The organism is Providencia sp. PROV255 (assembly GCF_028478065.1).
GTDB classification, from domain to species: Bacteria; Pseudomonadota; Gammaproteobacteria; order Enterobacterales; family Enterobacteriaceae; genus Providencia; species Providencia rettgeri.
In genome coordinates this window covers 330501-348442 of sequence record NZ_JAMPMI010000005.1, presented here as the reverse complement: position 1 = coordinate 348442, position 17942 = coordinate 330501, and the positions used below count along the sequence as shown (strand labels likewise).

Here is a 17942-nt window from a genome sequence, read left to right as displayed (position 1 = left end):
TCGCGCATTTTGCACGCCATAACTCGAAATAGCAAGTTAAATTGTTAACAAATCACCCTATTTTCCATGAGAAATTTTGATTATTTCTGACTTTTTGCCATATCTGCTTATAACCTCTTTTTCTTATGATTTTTATCAGGTTTTAATCAACAAAAAACCCTTTGGTAGAAGCCAAAGGGTTTGGATTAATCGAAATTATTTTTTCGATTAGAAGTTGTAGTTGATACCGATATTGTAGCGACGGCCTTCTAATTCAGCACCGTAAGTCGCATTATCGATTCGGCGATCTAATACGTTATATACGCCACCAACAATGTTCGCATTCTTGTTAAGCTGATAACTTGCACCTAAATCAAACAAAGCATAAGATGCTGTACCACTTGACATTTTTTGTCCGCGACCTTGGTATTCAGAGGTTTTTCCACGGAAATTCATACGTGTCCATGTTTCTAAATCTTCAGTTGTTTGCCATGTCAGTGTGGAGTTAGCCATATGTTTAGGCTGCTTATTTAATGGCTTACCTTTATTTACACCACTTTTCTGTTCAGTATCAGTATAGGTGTAGTTAGCTGCAAAACTTAAGTCATCCACAATACGCCAGTTGAAAGTTAGTTCAACACCGCGCATTCTTGCTTTATCAACGTTCGCTTTATCGCTAATGAAACGATACGGTTGGTTAGGTTTGTCACCTTCACCATCTTGAGCTACTGTACATGCTCTTACTGTGCTACTATTTTCTTCACAACGCCTAACTTCAGTAATTTTATCTTTAAAGTCAGTGTTATAGATAGTTATCCCCGCAGTAATATTATCTTGATTGTTCCAGATAACACCAATTTCTTCGGTCACACTTTTCTCTGGTTTTAAGTCAGGATTACCATAAATAACGGCATTACCTGCATTACCACCTGTTGCTTGTCCCCAGTTTGCAGACGATTCACGCAAGCTTGGTGCTTTGTAACCTGTAGTTACCCCACCTTTAATTGTCCATTGTTCATCAGCATGCCATACACCATACAAACGTGGAGTCCAGTGTGAACCGTAGTTTTCGTCTTTATCCATACGAATACCACCCGTTAACGCAAAGTCATTGGTCATTAACCATTCATCTTCTGCGAATAACGCCCAGCTATATCGTTCAAGCTGATTATACTGTTTAAATTTATTACCTTCGTCTTTCAATTTCTCTTTACGATATTGACCGCCAATACTTAAACTATGGTCACCCAGTAAAAAGACACTTTGATTACGGAAAACAAGGTCTTCTGCCGTCATTTTACGGCCTGGGTTTTTTGTCTCATCATATTGAACATAGGTATCTGTTGATGCAATATCATAAATACCCGTATGGGTTAATGCCATATGAGTCAACTCATATTTGCTAAAACCGCTACCGTCGCCTCTTTTGCTTGTATAACCTTCACGGTCATCACGGTGTTGGTTATCACGTTTAAATTCTGCGTCGAAGGTATTTTTGTCATCTGGGGTCAACGATACTGTTGCTCCACCACTCGCCATGATTTGGCGGTTAAAACCATTAATGATTTTATCTTCACCACGATGAGAATATTGCCCTTGTAGTTTTACACCCAATAACCCATCAATTAATGGCCCAGATGTATAGAAACTGCCTTGGCCTGTATTACCTGAATTTTTACGTTCTGTTAATGTTGTATCAGCACGTAAACTGGTCGTCCACTCTTGTTGTACGCGACGAGTGATAATATTAATTACCCCTCCCATCGCATCTGAACCATACAGCGATGACATTGGGCCACGTACCACTTCAATACGTTCAATAGCTGGTAATGGTGGTAACCAACCTTGTTCAATACCAGAGCCATCACTATTTGGGCGAGTTGTACGTGTGTCAACACGTTTACCATCGATTAAAATCATGGTGTATTTAGCATCCATACCACGGATGCTGATGTCTGAGCTACTGCCGCCACCGGTCACTAAAACACCCGGTACATCTTTTAATGCGTCAGTCACATCACGGTAAGCTTTAGTTTCGAGTTGTTCGCGCGTCACAACAGAAATAGACGCAGGTGCATCTTCAATTTTCTGTTGGTAGCCTGATGCCGTTGTCACATAGATTTTATCATTACTATCATCAGCAAATGCAGGCGCCGCAGCAATAGCCGCAATAATGCTAATTGCCACTTTTCTTTTATTAAAAACAACCATTCCCAACTCTCCAAGAGATATTTTGTTTTATATATGAATTGATTTGCTCACATTGATTTCATTGAATCAAAAAATATTTTTTATTATTGGGGTATTTAAATACCCATAGGAAATTCATGGTAAAAACCATTATATAATTCAATTAAATTTCCTGTGGGTAATTACTATTAATTAAGATTTGATTTTTTAATATTGCGCCCTCTATATTTTATTTAATGTGCTTGCCAAGTGCTGCAAGCACACTATTCTATTACTATATTAACTTGCTAATTTATCAACCAGCCCATCTATTAGGACTTGTGGCACACCTTGCGAACAACGTTCAATACGACCCCGCACGCCATAAACCTCAGCAAGGCTTTCGGGGGTAATAACCTCAGCGGGTTCGCCTTGAGCAATTAAATTACCTTGTTTCAACATTAATACATGCTCCGCATGTTTGAGCGCAATATTAATATCATGAACCACCACAACCGTGATTATATTTCGACGTTTCGTCTCTTTTGCGACTAAATCCATCACATGATATTGGTAATTTAAATCTAACGCACTTAAAGGCTCATCTAATAACAATAAGTTGGGTTGACGAATTAAAGATTGTGCCAAACCCACTAATTGTTTTTGACCACCTGAGAGTTGGTCTAAATAACTTAACGCCAAATGCTCAATACCCAATTGACGTAATAACCCCATCACTTCGTCTTTACTATTCTCATTCCTCAAACCGCCTGAAGCACGTTGAGCAACAATCACTGATTCTAAAACATACAGGTGCACACCAGCAGGTAACGTTTGCGGTAAATACACCACATTTTGTGCTCGCTGGGCAAAACTCTGTTGGGTTAAGTCTTGACCATCCAGTAATAACTGCCCTGTTGCCTTATTTAACCCCGCCAACGAACGCAATAATGTGGATTTGCCACTACCATTTGGCCCAAGTAATACCGTGATCTTGCCGCGAGGCAAGATATCCGTCGATAGGTTCTCAATTACGGGACGTTTAGGGTAACCTGCATTAAATTGGTTAATAATCAGGCCACTCATGATACGTTCCCTCTATGACGCAAAATAATACTTAGGAAGAACGGTACACCAACCAACGAGGTCACGATCCCAACAGGGATAATCACACCCGGAATAATATTCTTCGACGCTATTGAGGCCATGGATAAAATTAACGCCCCAATTAATGCACTTGCAGGCAGATAAAAACGGTGATCTTCACCAAAAATCAACCTTGCTATATGTGGCGCAACTAAACCAATAAAGGCAATAGGACCGACAAATGCCACTGCTAGCGCCGATAAAATACTAATGCGTAATAACGTTGTTAACCTTAAACGGCGCACATCAATACCGAAACTGATCGCCCTATCCTCACCCAATCTTAAAGCCGTTAGCTTCCATGAACTCATCATGGCAATTGGGAAAATAAGTGCGAAAACTAATGCCATCACCCCAAGTTTCACCCAAGTCGCTTTTGATAAACTGCCCATCGTCCAAAAGACTAAACCCTGCAAGGTATCTTCTGTTGCGATGAATTGCATCATGGAAACCAATGCATTAAAGGTGAACACAAGCGCAATACCAAACAGTACGACACCTGAAGTTGCTACACGCGTCCAACGAGTGACTGCGTCTAACATCAGTGCGGCTAACAGGGCAAAAATAAAGGCATTGGCTGATATCACCCATTGGTCAGGCACGCCTGGAATTGCAATACCAGAAACAATCGCTAATGCGGCACCGAATGCTGCTGCATTAGATACCCCTAATGTAAATGGGCTCGCTAACGGGTTATTGAGGATTGTCTGCATCTCAGCACCCGCAAGCCCTAATGACATGCCAATCACCACGGCCATCAATGCGTAAGGCAAGCGAATGTCCCATACAATGACACGCGTTCCTGCATCAACCGACTCTGGGGTCATCAACGTTTGCCATAAGCGCTCAAGAGATAACCCTGAAGGCCCCAAGGTAAAATCTATAACCAGTGATAATAAAATTGCCGCGATGATAACAACTATCCATGTCAATCGACGGCGTAACATAGTTTGATAATGCTGTTTTACATTATCGTCAACCTGAATAGCCGCTTTTTCAGCCGTAATCATTGGCTCGCTCGTAATACTCATCAACTCTTACCCGTTTTCATTACTTTTCGCTGACCCAATATACACCGGTTGGTTCGATGGCGAGAAACTCTCGATGCAATTCTTCTAGTGTTTTTTGCGGTTCTAGATCGGCAAATTGTTCTGGGTAGAACCATTTGGCGAAAACTTGCGTCGCAATCACATTGTATGGAGAGTTATAGTAATTGTGCCAGATAGCATAATCTTGCTTATCTTTTACGGCTGATAACGAGCTAATCCCTTTACGTTCAGTAATTTTTTTCAGGCTTTTTTGTGCATCTGTTAATGTGCTTTGTGCGCCTAATTGAACGCCGGCATCTTTACTACCCGGTGCTTTTGCACCAGATGCAATGTAAATATTTGGGTCTGCTGCAATAATTTTCTCTAAGTTCATCGTACCAAGCGCGCCCGGCAAAACACCTTTAGCAATATTTTTACCACCAGCTAAATCAATAAAATTCCCCATATTTCCATCGCCAGCGGTACCACAGCAATCTTCAAAAGCACCAGCGCGTAATTCAATAAAAACACTTGGTTTTTTATCTTCTGGTATTTTCGAAGTAATATCAGTGACTAATTTTTGGTTTCTTTCATAAAAATCGACATATTTATTTGCCGCCTGTTCGCGGTTCAATGCTTTACCAAGTAAACGCATGCTTGGTAAAGTGTTTTCCAGTGGTTTATCACGGAAATCCACAAATACGACAGGTACACCAGCTTTTTCGAGCTGGCTAACTAATTCACTATTTTTACCCGGCCCATGGCCTGACAAACCAAAAATCGCAATATCTGGATTTAGAGTTAATACTTTTTCTGAACTGACGCTATCTGCACTGGTATTACCAATTAATGGAATGTTATCAATTTCAGGAAATTTCGCTTTATAAACAGCATAGGTTTGCGGGTCTAGTTTTCGAAGGTCACCTTGCCAACCTACAATTCGCTCAATGGGTTTATCACCTTCTAGCAGAGCTATTGCACTAAATAGGCGCCCTTCGCCTAATAAAATGCGATTAACATTATCAGGAACCTCAACGGTACGACCTGCAATATCAGTCACTGTTACAGCCCAAGCGCTCATACTGGCACTTGCTAATAACGCTAAACTTATTCCTTTTACTACCGACCTAGCTACAGACTTCTTGGCTACCGACGACATAGTATTAAGCTCCACTCTTAACCTCATTGACTTACTTTTTTTTATGCGGTAACAATAAAGCAAATAAGAATACTTATCAATACGATTATTAGTTTAATCATGGCTTTCATCAATAGAATTCTGTGACCATCATCGTAAACCTAAACATTCAGCCTATTTTACCGCCAAAATGCAGGTTTATTGCGCTATATATAAAAAAACAGCACCCTATTAAGAGTGCTGTTATTGATGATAGATATTTAAAAAAACTATTTATCTAAATTTTCGCGGTAACTTGGAAAGCTCATGTCTTTATAACGGATAAACGTCGTTTTCTTCGCTATCTTATAACCAAACCAAATTGCTAAAAATAACGGAATTCCAATATAAGTTGCGGTAACCCCTACCCAATCAATTTTATCTTCTAAAAAAGCTTGGTAGTTTTGACCCAACGTGATTATTAAGCACAAAATAAAGGCAAAAATAGGACCGATTGGGAAAAAGCCTGAACGATAAGGTAAGTCATTAAGATCTCTCCCTTGTACAATATAGCCCCTACGGAAACGATAATGGCTAATGGCAATACCTAACCAAGCAATAAACCCTGTCATCCCCGATGTATTTAACAACCACAAGTACACCGTTTGGTTGCCAAACATGGAACTTAGGAAACATAACCCTGCAACAACCGTCGTTGCTAACAATGCATAACGAGGTACGCCACCTTTAGATAAACGGGCGAAAATACGTGGAGCCTTACCTTCTCGGGCTAAGGTATACAACATACGCGTTGATGCGTACATACCGGAGTTACCTGCCGATAATACCGCTGTTAAAATAACCGCATTCATTACTGCTGCCGCAGATAATAAGCCTGCATTTTCAAATACTAAAGTGAATGGGCTTACACTAATATCTTTGACATCATTACGCAGTAAGTTTGGATCAGTGTAAGGAATGATCAAACTAATAATTAAGATTGCAAAGATATAGAATAACAAGATACGCCAAAATACTTTGCGCACGGCTTTTGGAATATTTTTAGCGGGGTCTTTCGATTCACCCGCAGCAATACCGATTAATTCAGTTCCTTGGAATGAGAACCCAACTATCATTGCCACACCAATCATGGCTGAAAAACCACCAGCAAAAGGCGCATCACCAATTTCCCAATTATGCCACCCGGCATTTTCCGCACCGCTCATGATGCCAAAAATCATTAATACGCCGACAACAATAAAAATGACGACCGTGGTGACTTTTATTAATGAGAACCAGTATTCAGCCTCACCAAACCCTTTAACCGAGATGAAATTCAGTAAGAAAATAATGGCAAGGAAAATGGCGCTCCAAATCCAACCGGGGGTATCTGGGAACCAGTAAGTCATCACTAATTGAGCGGCAACTAAGTCAACCGCAATGGTCACAGCCCAGTTGTACCAATAGTTCCACCCAAGCGCAAAGCCAAAGCCTTCATCGACATATTTTGCACCATAGGTTGCAAATGAACCTGAAACGGGCATATATGCGGCTAACTCACCTAAACTGGTCATCAAAAAATAGACCATTAAGCCAATGATAGCATAAGAAAGGAGTGCTCCGCCGGGGCCTGCTTGTGCAACCGTTGCCCCAGAGGCAACAAATAAACCTGTACCGATGGACCCACCGATAGCAATCATCGCAAGATGGCGTGCCTTTAGCTCACGGCGTAGTCTTTGTGGGCCGCCCTGCGAGATAGTATTGGTATGTTGTTCTGACATTTGTTCCCTGCATTTTATTATTCAGCTAATATCGCAGGGATTCTAGCAAAATAGGCTGTGAGAACTAAGCAACTCTTCACTGTTATAAGATACCTTCATAATTCACACAAAATTATAAGTAAAATGCGTTATCTCAAAAAATTCAGTATACCCTCTTAATAAGAGGACGACGTCTTATTTTCTTTATCGTGTCAGTAGCGGCAAATGTGACTGTTCAAGGCACATAAAAAGTGCAGCCAACAACGCGATAGCCTATCACAAGTGCAACACATTCACTGCAATCCTCTATAGCTTTTAGCGTGTCGCTAGGCGGCAATTGAGACTATCCAAGGAGCATACATTAGTATGTGACTTGGGTCGTCGATTGCAGCCAACAACGCGACAGGTTAAAAGATGACGAGGATTTTTAATTACAGTAAGACAGAAGGTTAGTAATCGCATTCGAAAGATGCTTTTGGCGGTGATAAATTAAATATAGCGTTCTTTCTAAATGAAGTTCATCTATTTTTAGTTCAACTAGAGAGCCATTTTCTAATTGCTCTTCGATCACCCGACGAGATAAACAACTTATACCTATTCCATAACGAACTGCATGTTTGATAGCTTCTGAATTCCCTAGCTCCATTAAAATATGAAAGCCAGGAAGATGTGCAAATAATAATTGGTCGAGCACGTCCCGCGTACCTGAACCTCTTTCACGCAAAATCCAAGGCGCATCACGCAAATCTTTTAAAGAAACTTTTTTATTCGCCAATGGATTTTGGGGTGAAACAAAAATAACGAGTTCATCTTTTAACCATGCTTTTGAAATTAACTCAGGGCTATGACAAACGCCTTCGATTAACCCAACATCGGCTCTAAATTCCATGACTGCTTTAATAATTTCTTCTGTGTTACTGATAAAAAGCTCTAAAGGAATATCCGGGTGGTCATGACGGTAACCCGCTAAGACTTCTGGTAAAATATAATTACCAATCGTTGTACTTGCTGCAAGACGCACTGCGCCCATCTCTTTTTTAAATAATTGCTCGACTTCTAACCCTTGCTCTAATAACGCTAAAGCTTTGGGATATAGCAGCCTTCCGTGCTCATTCGTAACAAGTCGTTTACCCACACGGTCAAATAATTGAACGCCTAATTGACCTTCTAAATCCGTTAGCGACGCGCTGACAGCCGATTGTGAAAGTGCTAATAACTGAGATGCCTGCGTCGTGGAGCCACTTTTTAATACTTCCGTAAAAACCTCAAGTTGCCTAAGTGTAATTCGCATAAAGGTAAGCCCCAACGTGATTTTTAGTATTTGTAATAATAATGTTAATATTAACGATTTATTCGCAATATTCCAGAAGAAACTTATAATCTATTTTGGTGGTAGATTATATAAAGATACTCAATTTAAATTATTATTACTTTTGTTATATCCTTATTACTAAATCTTATAAGCGGTAATAAAGAGTATTATCATGAATAAAAGTGACACCAACACCCTTGAGCAGAATAGCCTAAACCCTATATTTAAACTCATACCAGGTATTATTCTAGCGGGTATTCTAACTGCTATTGCAATTTACCTCGGTGACCAACCCTGGTTTATGGATATTGGTTTAGGTGCATTAACTCTCGCAATATTATTAGGAATTATTGTCGGGAATACTTTTTACCCCGTAGCCAGTCAATCTTGTGATGCTGGCATTAAATTTGCCAAACACTATTTTTTACGTGCCGGGATTATTTTGTATGGCTTTCGCCTTACTTTTCAACAGATCACTGACGTAGGCGCTACTGGTGTAATTATTGATGCTTTAACATTAACATCGACATTTTTATTAGCGTATTGGCTAGGCAAAAAAGTGTTCGGTCTTGATGAAGAAACAACATTATTAATTGGTGCTGGCAGTAGTATCTGTGGCGCAGCCGCGGTCATGGCAACTGAGCCTGTCGTTAAAGCATCCGCAAGTAAAGTCGCTGTTGCCGTTTCAACCGTTGTTATCTTTGGTACGATTTGTATCTTTGTTTACCCTTGGATTTACCAATTAAACGCACACTTTGGTTGGTTTCCGGCAACAGAAGAAACCTTTGGAATTTACATTGGTTCAACAGTACATGAAGTTGCACAGGTTGTTGCAGCAGGCCATACAATTGGTACAGATGCAGAAAATGCCTCTGTTATTGCCAAAATGATCCGTGTCATGATGCTTGCGCCATTTTTAATTATTTTATCTGCGTTTTTAAGCCGTAAAACGGCCGCTAACCAAACAATAAAGACCCAAAAAAGTAAAATTACTATTCCTTGGTTTGCTGTATTTTTTATTGTTGTCGCAGGTTTTAACTCACTCAATTTACTGCCTCAGGCATTAGTACAGCAAGTTATTGCTTTGGATACCATTTTACTTGCTATGGCAATGGTTGCTTTAGGGTTGACTACCCATGTTAGCGCTATTCGCCAAGCGGGCATTAAACCATTGCTAATGGCGTTGATACTGTTTGTTTGGTTGATAGTTGGCGGGCTATTAATTAACTTACTGATTCAAAACATTTTTTAATCTACATTTTCCTCGTTTTTAGCCACCTTAACTGGTGGCTTGTTTGTTGATTTCATTTATTCACTTATTAATGGCATACTCCAATAAAAAGGAGTCAAAAATGAAATATATTGGAGCACATGTCAGCGCCTCTGGTGGCGTTGACCAAGCCGTTATTCGTGCACATGAAATCAACGCAACCGCTTTTGCATTGTTCACAAAAAATCAGCGTCAGTGGAAAGCTGCGCCACTGAGCGAAGAAGTGATTAAAAAATTTAAAGATAACTGCAAAAAATATGGATACGGTAAACACCAGATCCTGCCCCATGACAGCTATTTAATCAATTTAGGTCATCCTGAATTTGAAGCTCTAGAAAAATCTCGGGTCGCTTTTATCGATGAAATGCAGCGCTGTGAGCAATTAGGTATTGATTTACTTAATTTCCACCCAGGTAGTCATTTAAACAAAATTGAAATTGACGACTGTTTAGCGCGGATTGCTGAATCTATTAATATCGCGCTTGCTGAAACCGAGGGAGTGACTGCTGTCATTGAAAATACGGCAGGGCAAGGTACTAACTTAGGTTTTGACTTTACACATCTCGCAAAAATTATTGATGGGGTAAAAGATAAAAGCCGTGTAGGTGTGTGTATCGATACTTGTCATGCTTTTGCCGCAGGTTATGACCTACGCACTGCCGAAGATTGTGATAAAACATTTGACCAGTTTGCAGAAATTGTCGGGTTTGAATTTCTAAAAGGAATGCACCTTAATGATGCGAAAAGTGAATTTGCCAGCCGTGTCGACCGCCACCATAGTTTAGGTGAAGGGAATATTGGTTTTGCACCATTTACTTACATTATGCAAGATAACCGTTTCGATGGTATCCCTTTGATTTTAGAAACCGTAAACCCCGATATTTGGCCACAAGAAATTGCGTGGTTAAAAGCACAACAAAATAATTAGCGATTTAGCCTACTTTCTAATAACAAAAACCCCCGCATTTATCATATGGGGGTTTTATTTGAACTGAATGACCTATAACGATTTCATTTCAATTTTTGCCATCATATCCGCTAATTTATTTCTATTTTTTAAGCCGACATCTGGCTGGGAAACTGAGAGTGCAGAAATTGCAGTCGCCATACGTAAGGTATGCTCACTGGACTCACCATTGAGTAGCCCGTAAGCTAGCCCTGCCACCATCGAGTCACCAGCCCCAACCGTGCTTATCACTTCACAATGTGGTGGTTTAGCTAACCAAGAACCCGAAGCATTAACCCACAGAGCCCCTTCTTCCCCTAGCGATATGACAACATGGGAAATGCCTTTATCTCTTAATTCATGGGCTGCAGCTACGACATCTTGTAAGTCTGGTAGTTTTCGACCAACCCAACTTTCTAGCTCATGACGATTAGGTTTTACTAGCCATGGTGACGCTTTTAAACCCGCCTTTAAGGCTTCTCGACTGCTATCAAAAATAATACATGGGCATAATTGGCGAAGGCGAGTCATCCACCGAGTAAATTCTTCTGGATCAATACCACTTGGCAAACTTCCGCTAACCACAACCATATCAAAATGGCCAAGCCAATTGAGTGATTCTGTCGAGAAACGGTTCCAGTCTTCTTTGCTGACCTCAAAACCTGAAAAGTTGAAATCAGTCGATTCCCCATTGTTTTCCGTGAGTTTTACGTTAATTCGTGTCCGTCCTGGCACCATACTAAAGCGGTTAGCCATGCCATTTTCACTGAAAAAATGTTGGAATTCTTCTTGGTTATCCTTTCCCATAAAACCACTAACAGTGATATCAATACCTAAGTCACGGAGTACTTTTGCGACATTGACCCCTTTACCACCCGCATTGAGGCTAGCGGTTTTGACTAAATTGACTTCCCCCACTTCGATAGTAGAGCATAAGCCCACAAGGTCGTAAGCAGGATTTAATGTAATTGTAGCAACCCGGCGAGTCATAACCACTAATCTCCCTTATCATGATTATCGTGTCTTTAAATTTAAGTATAGTTATAACATTAAAGCATATTGTTTTCAGTGATATTTGTACTTTTTCCTGCTTGTTTTTCTACAAGATTATGTCAGGATCAGCGCGCTGAAAAATAAAATAATAAGGAGAATATATGTCTGAGCCTGCTTACGTCGTCGTTGGTGTCGGTGTGCTAATCACTAACAAGTATGGGCAAATTTTGATAGGTAAACGCAGTAGTAAACATGCGCCCTATTGGTCCATTTTCGGCGGACATGTCGACCCCGGTGAATCTTTTGAAACCTGTGCAATTCGCGAAATAAAAGAAGAGATAGGTATTGATATCCAAGCCCCCACTGTTTTTGGCATCAGCAATAATTTACAAACTCACCAACAAGAAGGTAAACACACCGTTTCTGTTTGCATGCATGTTGAATATGACGGTGATGTTGAGCCTCAAATTATGGAACCAGATAAATGTGAAAGCTTAATGTGGGTTTCACCAGACAAACTCCCAGAACCGCATTTTGAGGCTAGTCGCAACGCGGTTGACCTCTGGCTAACACAACGTTTCTATCGCCAAAACGCCTAATTAATCGTAAGCGTACAAACATTCTCGCGTTGTACGTTTATTATCCATCCCTTTCTAATTACTCATTTTTCCCTGTTTTATTCTATTTACTATATTTACAATACTTCATGCTTGCCGTATCATTTAGCTAGTACAGTGAAACAATATATTTAGGAGCCACCATGGCTATTGATGGAACAACACAACAAAAAAATCCTTCTATATTAGGAGGTGCTATGATCATTGCCGGTACCGCAGTGGGTGCTGGTATGTTTTCTATTCCTATGGTGACTTCTGGCGTATGGTTCACAGGCTCCGTCATACTGTTGATTTATACCTTTATTTGCATGTTACTTTCTGGGTTAATGATTTTAGAAGCCAATATGAATTACCCTGCGGGCGCTAGTTTCCATACGATGGTTAAAGATTTGTTGGGTTCGACATGGAATTCAATTAATAGTTTATCCGTCACCTTTGTGCTTTACATACTTACTTATGCCTATATTTCTGCGGGTAGCTCTATCATCGCAGCGAATTTGTCAGAAAAAATACAGATACCTCAAGCAGGTGCTGGCTTTATTTTTGCCTTCATAGTGGCTTTTTTTGTGTGGCTTTCTACGCGTGCTGTCGATAGGTTAAGCACTATTTTAATTGGTGGAATGGTAATCACCTTTATTATGTCAATCGGTGGAATGGTTTCAACTGCATCTCCAGCTATCTTATTTAACCAAACTGAACAAGGTGAAAGCCAGTATCTTCCATATGCCTTAGCCGCATTACCTTATTTATTAACTTCATTTGGTTATCACGGTAATGTGCCAGGATTAGTAAAATATTATAATAAAGATAGCCGCAGTGTTGTTAAGAGCCTCGTCTATGGCGCAACCATTACCGTGGTTATCTATATTTTGTGGCAGTATGCGATTCAAGGAAATATTCCAAGAACTTCATTTATTGAAATCAGAGAAAATGGTAATAATATTGATGCATTACTGACCCAAATGAATATTTCCACCCAAAGCAGTTTTATTTCTCAGTTTTTGAACCTGTTCTCCTATATGGCTTTAGCGAGTTCTTTCTTAGGTGTATCTTTAGGGCTATTTGATTTTATCGCTGATTTTTTCAAATTTGAAGATAACAAATTTGGCCGCCTTAAATCCATATTAGTCACCTTTTTACCACCAACAGTACTCGCTTTAATTTTTCCTAATGGGTTTATTTATGCGATTGGTTTTGCAGGGTTAGCAGCGACTATTTGGGCTGTTATTGTCCCTGCCCTGATGGCGAAAGCAAGTCGTAAACGCTACCCTAACAACAGTTATAAAGCACCAGGAGGGAGCTTTATCATTGGCTTCGTGATCCTCTTTGGATTAATTAATGCGGTCGCTCATTTATTATCGCTATCTGGTTTACTTCCTATCTATTAACCATTCGAGTATGAATATAACCTACGGGTTATATTCATACTGATATTTATCTAAAAATTTTTCACTGAAAATTGACTTCAGCATCTTGCCTAATTCCTTATCTGCGAGTAATTTTGTCGCACTCTTTTTGACAACCCTAAAGAAGGTTATTTATGGCCAAGGCCAACGAAATTAAACGTGGTTTAGCAATTAACTACAATGGCAAACTATTACTTGTAAAAGACATTGATATTCAAGCACCTAGCGCTCGTGGTGCAAGTACGCTATATAAAATGCGCTTTACTGATATCAAAACTGGCCAGAAAGTTGAAGAGCGTTTCAAAGGCGATGATATTTTAGAAACCATTTCGCTAACACGCCGTGGAGTGAGTTTTTCTTATATTGATGGTGATGAATATGTCTTCATGGACAATGAAGATTACACTCCTTACATTTTCAAAAAAGCGGATATTGAAGAAGAATTACTTTTTATTCCTGAAGAAGGGTTACCAGGAATGCAAGTATTAACAATGGATGGACAAGTTCTTGCATTAGAGCTACCACAAACGGTTGATATGGTGATTGTTGAAACAACACCTGCAATTAAAGGCGCATCAGCAAGCGCACGGACTAAACCCGCAACCATGGCTACAGGACTAACAGTCCAAGTCCCTGAATATTTAACCAGCGGAGAAAAAATTCGTATTCATATCGCCGAGCGTCGTTATATGGGCCGTTGTGACTAATTTTTGTTTTTAATTTGATAGAAACAATTTTTTATATGCCTATGAAGTTACTGTTCATAGGCATATGTCATTAAAATTAAACATTGCATACCCTTCTCATATTAGTTTGCTACATTCAATTCTTATTCAACTCAAGATTAATCGTATTTTATTGTATAAATACCTAAGGTTTTATCTTTATTAATCCAATTAAATTGTTGAGTACCTTTTTGATTCGGAAGCAACATTTCTTTATTTTTTAATTTACGAATATCTGCAGATGCAGTTTCCAATTTACCATTATCATTCCAGCATTTAGTTTCAACTTTATTAGCATTCGCTTCGACAACACAAGGTGATGCAACTATGGCACCAGTAAATCGAATAACGCCTGTACTACTGCGTTTCGTCTCACTATTTTCTGACGCAACGATTGAAAAACTTGTGCTTAATGCCGTTACTGCCAGAAAAGTCATGACCATTTTTTTTACTGAGCTATTCATAATGAAATCCCCTTTTAAAATTATGTTATCGTCACTTTCTGTAATTTATTTACAGTTAAAGTATTTAATTTGGCTGAATTGCCTGAGGACGACATACTAATTCCAAAGGGATATTAATAATTTCATTTATGGTCGTAGTTTTTTATTTTTTGTTTTAATTATTTATCAAAACAAAATAAAGGACTTACATCACACTTAATTAACCACACAAAATGCAACACTTTATAAATAATATCTATTAGCATTAGCCCTATAATTTATGAAAATCGTCGCAACGCCACTTAAGGCTCATCTATACATCAAAAACTTTAGAATCGTTAAAGATAGTGTTAATCATCATGCATAAGAATTTAAATAAAAAAATCGCATTACCCTCTATCAATTTGATCGCATCAGGCCGACAGCGTGCTTGTTATCAGCATCCTGAATATGATGACCTATGTGTAAAAGTTCATTTAAGTGGAAGAGATGATAAAGAAACATTAAGAGAGGTTCGCTATTATAAGCGTCTATATAAAAAAAACTTCACAATAAAAACAATTTCTCATTACTATGGAACCCAGCAAACTGATCGCGGATTAGGATATGTATTCCAATTAATCAAAGATAAAACTGGAAATGTTTCACATACTTTAGATTACTACCTAAAAAACAAACAACTTTTTTTAAAACATAAAAAAAATATGAAAATTGCTTATGAGCAATTTAAAAAGAATATTTATAAAGAGGCTATCGCCACGATGGCACTTAAGACTTACAACATTGTTTACCAATTAGGTTATAAACCTCACGGCCAATTTCTGATTATTGATAACCTTGGGTCATCTAACTTCATTCCCATGGATTATTTTTCAGCTAGAATTGCTCGTGCTACCCTCAATCGCCGGTTTAATGATTTCGAGCAACGGCTTTATCGTGACTACAATATCAAGATATAGCACATACACTGATGGTTCACCTACATTATTACCGTTTGGTGGTCGACATAAATTACCTCTCACTCGCCAGTATCTATTTCATAAAGAAAATCCGAACAACAAAACCCCCTGATAAACATACAGTGAATTGACTTTCTTCATTATTCTTTGTTTGTCTTTTATTCTAACCATCCTTTTTAAAGTCTACTAAGCTATTCGTTTTACTCACAAATAAGCCGTCATTAGATATAAATTTAAACTTCTTTACATTTCAAACTTAAAAAGCACATATTTATGTAATTACACTGAGATAATAACCAAGAAAATGTGATTTAGATCATATTTCATTGACTGCAATTACCTGTGTTATAAGTAAAGATCCTTCATTGTAGACAGTTATCACATAAACCAATGGCAAATAGGCACTTTTATCTAATGTTTTGTAAATTTCACCTCTATTAACTCGCCATTTTGCTTTTGTTTATGTATGCTCTTAAAGGTTTGATTTGGGATTATTGCGATACCAAATCTTTTATGTAAAAAATGTAAAGAATGTCTTAGTAAATTTAGTCGATATTGATATATATCCTATACTCAATAAGTCATTAAATATGACTAGTACATTCGAAATTTAGTAGTGCTGCGATAAACACTTTCTGCGAAAAACACAGTTTTGGCATCTATAATGCGTTTTTCACAGGGATAAGTTTAGTTTTTTGTGTCTTTTTACACAATAAAGTACTAAAAAAATGGTAAGGGATATATATAAGAATGCTAACTCCTGAAAAACTTAAGCGCTATGCTTGGCGCATTGTTCCGGCAATTGCAATCGCCGTAACTCTCACAGCATGTACCAACCCAAAGTCAGCTAAAAACACACAATATACTGCCAAATCAGATGCACGTATGCTAAATGGTTCTGCTGGCGACTCCTTGACGATGGCATCTCAAGATGAATTCGAAGAATTAGTACAAAGTGTTGATACTAAATCTAAAATAATGGATCAATACGCAAGCTGGAAAGGCGTGGCTTATCGTCTTGGCGGTACAACAAAGAAAGGTGTTGATTGTTCAAGTTTTGTACAACGCACATTCTTTGAACAATTTGGTGTTGAACTCCCTCGTACCACTTCTGAACAAGAATCCTCAGGCAAAAGCGTAAAACGTAATAACCTAAAAGTCGGTGATATTGTTTTATTTAAAACAGGCCGAACTATGAAGCATGTTGGTATCTATATTGGCGACCAAAAATTTGTTCATGCGTCAACCAGTAGTGGTGTTATCGTTTCTGAAATGACTAACTCCTACTGGAGCAAAAGATATTATGCCGGTAGACGTATTATTAATGGCTCATAAGTTTTTTTAACATTCTATATCCCCCTTCCAATAAAAAAGCTTCCATACAATGGAAGCTTTTTTATTGGAAATCTTTATTAACTAAATTTAGTATAGCTATTTGATTCTTTTTGATAAAAATAGCTTAAATACCAAACCCACCTCACGATAACGCTCATTCAAAAACAAGTTATAAAACATAGCTGAACTAAACTTGTAACTAAAATAATAATGAATCATCGAGCCAATATAACCAAGCAAATATACTCAAAACTAAGCACTATAAAAGCCAGAAGACAGTTCTGCAATCGCGACGCCAGAAGCTTTTAAGCGACACATAGCAGCTAGCTCATCATTAGCATGAATGAATAGGCAAATTTCTTTTTGCCACTCTAAGATTGCGTTAGCGATCTGCATATCTGACAATGATTCAGACAATTGCTGCATTGCAATACAATCTGTCGCACAGTCATGGCTAAGTAGCTTCAGCCCCACAAGCTTATCGCTATCGGCATCATTCATAGGCACGACTTCAACATCCGTACCTATTTTGCCTGATAACCAGCGGTAGCTTTGCGGTAGCCTGTGCACCACCGAAAGACCTAATTTTTCCACAAAGATATCCTATTGAAACATTTTAGTATTTTGCCAAGTACTGATACTTACATTCTTACTTGACCTAACACGGGCTTAAGCCAATCATTCATCGTTCAAACCGAACTTTTAGTCATCCAAAAAGTAACATGAATGTTAAATGT

At 38.7% G+C, this 17942-nt stretch carries 16 protein-coding genes; 7 read left to right on the top strand and 9 right to left on the bottom strand.

All coding sequences use genetic code 11. The annotated features are described in order from the left end of the window. Nucleotides 1–207: 207 nt before the first annotated feature. The 6 genes from PR725_RS05275 to yieE all read right to left on the bottom strand — a co-directional run bounded on the left by PR725_RS05275 (nucleotide 208) and on the right by yieE (nucleotide 8490). Nucleotides 208–2190 carry a ligand-gated channel protein gene (locus tag PR725_RS05275; protein WP_109911589.1) on the bottom strand — a complete coding sequence of 661 codons (1983 nt, stop codon included), beginning with the start codon at nucleotides 2188–2190 and terminating at the stop codon, nucleotides 208–210. Between the two features lie 258 nt (nucleotides 2191–2448). Beyond that, nucleotides 2449–3237, bottom strand: coding sequence for an ABC transporter ATP-binding protein (locus PR725_RS05270; protein ID WP_109911588.1), 789 nt, complete (start codon nucleotides 3235–3237; stop codon nucleotides 2449–2451). After that, on the bottom strand, nucleotides 3231–4325 hold the full coding sequence (locus PR725_RS05265) for a FecCD family ABC transporter permease (RefSeq protein ID WP_109911587.1): 1095 nt from the start codon (nucleotides 4323–4325) through the stop codon (nucleotides 3231–3233). Before PR725_RS05265 ends, PR725_RS05270 begins: the two co-directional genes overlap by 7 nt. Before the next feature lie 19 nt (nucleotides 4326–4344). Next, entirely contained in the window at nucleotides 4345–5508 is a 1164-nt protein-coding gene (locus tag PR725_RS05260) for an ABC transporter substrate-binding protein (RefSeq protein ID WP_109911586.1), read from the bottom strand. Nucleotides 5509–5729: 221 nt separating this feature from the next. Then, nucleotides 5730–7220: an amino acid permease gene (locus PR725_RS05255; RefSeq protein WP_272567925.1), complete on the bottom strand. Its 1491-nt coding sequence runs from the start codon at nucleotides 7218–7220 to the stop codon at nucleotides 5730–5732. A gap of 406 nt (nucleotides 7221–7626) precedes the next feature. Then, nucleotides 7627–8490 (bottom strand): DNA-binding transcriptional regulator YeiE, encoded by an 864-nt coding sequence (yieE, locus tag PR725_RS05250; RefSeq protein WP_004911888.1) that lies wholly within the window; start codon nucleotides 8488–8490, stop codon nucleotides 7627–7629. Between the two features lie 193 nt (nucleotides 8491–8683). Between yieE and PR725_RS05245 the strand changes: the two genes are divergently transcribed. Beyond that, nucleotides 8684–9763 (top strand): YeiH family protein, encoded by a 1080-nt coding sequence (locus PR725_RS05245; protein ID WP_123381708.1) that lies wholly within the window; start codon nucleotides 8684–8686, stop codon nucleotides 9761–9763. Between the two features lie 100 nt (nucleotides 9764–9863). Continuing rightward, nucleotides 9864–10709 (top strand): deoxyribonuclease IV, encoded by an 846-nt coding sequence (gene nfo, locus PR725_RS05240; RefSeq protein WP_123381707.1) that lies wholly within the window; start codon nucleotides 9864–9866, stop codon nucleotides 10707–10709. Nucleotides 10710–10781: 72 nt separating this feature from the next. Here the strand turns inward: nfo and fruK are convergent, their stop codons facing one another. Beyond that, nucleotides 10782–11717, bottom strand: coding sequence for a 1-phosphofructokinase (gene fruK, locus PR725_RS05235; protein ID WP_004253135.1), 936 nt, complete (start codon nucleotides 11715–11717; stop codon nucleotides 10782–10784). A 164-nt stretch (nucleotides 11718–11881) separates the two neighbouring features. On the opposite strand from fruK, the gene PR725_RS05230 reads away from it, so the two are divergent. The 3 genes from PR725_RS05230 (at nucleotide 11882) to yeiP (ending at nucleotide 14450) form a co-directional block, all read left to right on the top strand. Continuing rightward, nucleotides 11882–12319, top strand: a complete 438-nt coding sequence (locus PR725_RS05230) for a nucleotide triphosphate diphosphatase NUDT15 (protein WP_004911901.1) — start codon at nucleotides 11882–11884, stop codon at nucleotides 12317–12319. A 161-nt stretch (nucleotides 12320–12480) separates the two neighbouring features. Beyond that, nucleotides 12481–13725: a tryptophan permease gene (mtr, locus tag PR725_RS05225; RefSeq protein ID WP_109911582.1), complete on the top strand. Its 1245-nt coding sequence runs from the start codon at nucleotides 12481–12483 to the stop codon at nucleotides 13723–13725. A 152-nt stretch (nucleotides 13726–13877) separates the two neighbouring features. After that, nucleotides 13878–14450, top strand: a complete 573-nt coding sequence (yeiP, locus tag PR725_RS05220) for an elongation factor P-like protein YeiP (protein ID WP_004911909.1) — start codon at nucleotides 13878–13880, stop codon at nucleotides 14448–14450. Nucleotides 14451–14587: 137 nt separating this feature from the next. On the opposite strand, the gene PR725_RS05215 is transcribed toward yeiP, so the two are convergent. Beyond that, nucleotides 14588–14932 (bottom strand): hypothetical protein, encoded by a 345-nt coding sequence (locus PR725_RS05215; protein ID WP_004911913.1) that lies wholly within the window; start codon nucleotides 14930–14932, stop codon nucleotides 14588–14590. 338 nt (nucleotides 14933–15270) lie between these two features. On the opposite strand from PR725_RS05215, the gene PR725_RS05210 reads away from it, so the two are divergent. Then, the gene (locus tag PR725_RS05210; RefSeq protein ID WP_109911631.1) at nucleotides 15271–15870 is read left to right on the top strand and encodes a YrbL family protein; all 600 of its coding nucleotides are present in this window, start codon (nucleotides 15271–15273) and stop codon (nucleotides 15868–15870) included. A gap of 750 nt (nucleotides 15871–16620) precedes the next feature. Continuing rightward, complete coding sequence (gene mepS / locus PR725_RS05205) at nucleotides 16621–17205, top strand: bifunctional murein DD-endopeptidase/murein LD-carboxypeptidase (protein WP_004911920.1); 585 nt, start codon at nucleotides 16621–16623, stop codon at nucleotides 17203–17205. 252 nt (nucleotides 17206–17457) lie between these two features. Here mepS and PR725_RS05200 read toward each other — a convergent pair whose 3' ends face one another. Beyond that, on the bottom strand, nucleotides 17458–17799 hold the full coding sequence (locus tag PR725_RS05200) for a hypothetical protein (protein ID WP_004260080.1): 342 nt from the start codon (nucleotides 17797–17799) through the stop codon (nucleotides 17458–17460). Between the last annotated feature and the right edge of the window lie 143 nt (nucleotides 17800–17942).

Coding starts and splice junctions, on each gene's coding strand:
- PR725_RS05275 (WP_109911589.1), bottom strand. CDS start 2,190: ATGGTTGTTTTTAATAAAAGAAAAGTGGCAATTAGCATTATTGCGGCT.
- PR725_RS05265 (WP_109911587.1), bottom strand. CDS start 4,325: ATGAGTATTACGAGCGAGCCAATGATTACGGCTGAAAAAGCGGCTATT.
- PR725_RS05260 (WP_109911586.1), bottom strand. CDS start 5,508: ATGAGGTTAAGAGTGGAGCTTAATACTATGTCGTCGGTAGCCAAGAAG.
- PR725_RS05255 (WP_272567925.1), bottom strand. CDS start 7,220: ATGTCAGAACAACATACCAATACTATCTCGCAGGGCGGCCCACAAAGA.
- yieE (WP_004911888.1), bottom strand. CDS start 8,490: ATGCGAATTACACTTAGGCAACTTGAGGTTTTTACGGAAGTATTAAAA.
- PR725_RS05245 (WP_123381708.1), top strand. CDS start 8,684: ATGAATAAAAGTGACACCAACACCCTTGAGCAGAATAGCCTAAACCCT.
- nfo (WP_123381707.1), top strand. CDS start 9,864: ATGAAATATATTGGAGCACATGTCAGCGCCTCTGGTGGCGTTGACCAA.
- fruK (WP_004253135.1), bottom strand. CDS start 11,717: ATGACTCGCCGGGTTGCTACAATTACATTAAATCCTGCTTACGACCTT.
- PR725_RS05230 (WP_004911901.1), top strand. CDS start 11,882: ATGTCTGAGCCTGCTTACGTCGTCGTTGGTGTCGGTGTGCTAATCACT.
- mtr (WP_109911582.1), top strand. CDS start 12,481: ATGGCTATTGATGGAACAACACAACAAAAAAATCCTTCTATATTAGGA.
- yeiP (WP_004911909.1), top strand. CDS start 13,878: ATGGCCAAGGCCAACGAAATTAAACGTGGTTTAGCAATTAACTACAAT.
- PR725_RS05215 (WP_004911913.1), bottom strand. CDS start 14,932: ATGAATAGCTCAGTAAAAAAAATGGTCATGACTTTTCTGGCAGTAACG.
- PR725_RS05210 (WP_109911631.1), top strand. CDS start 15,271: ATGCATAAGAATTTAAATAAAAAAATCGCATTACCCTCTATCAATTTG.
- mepS (WP_004911920.1), top strand. CDS start 16,621: ATGCTAACTCCTGAAAAACTTAAGCGCTATGCTTGGCGCATTGTTCCG.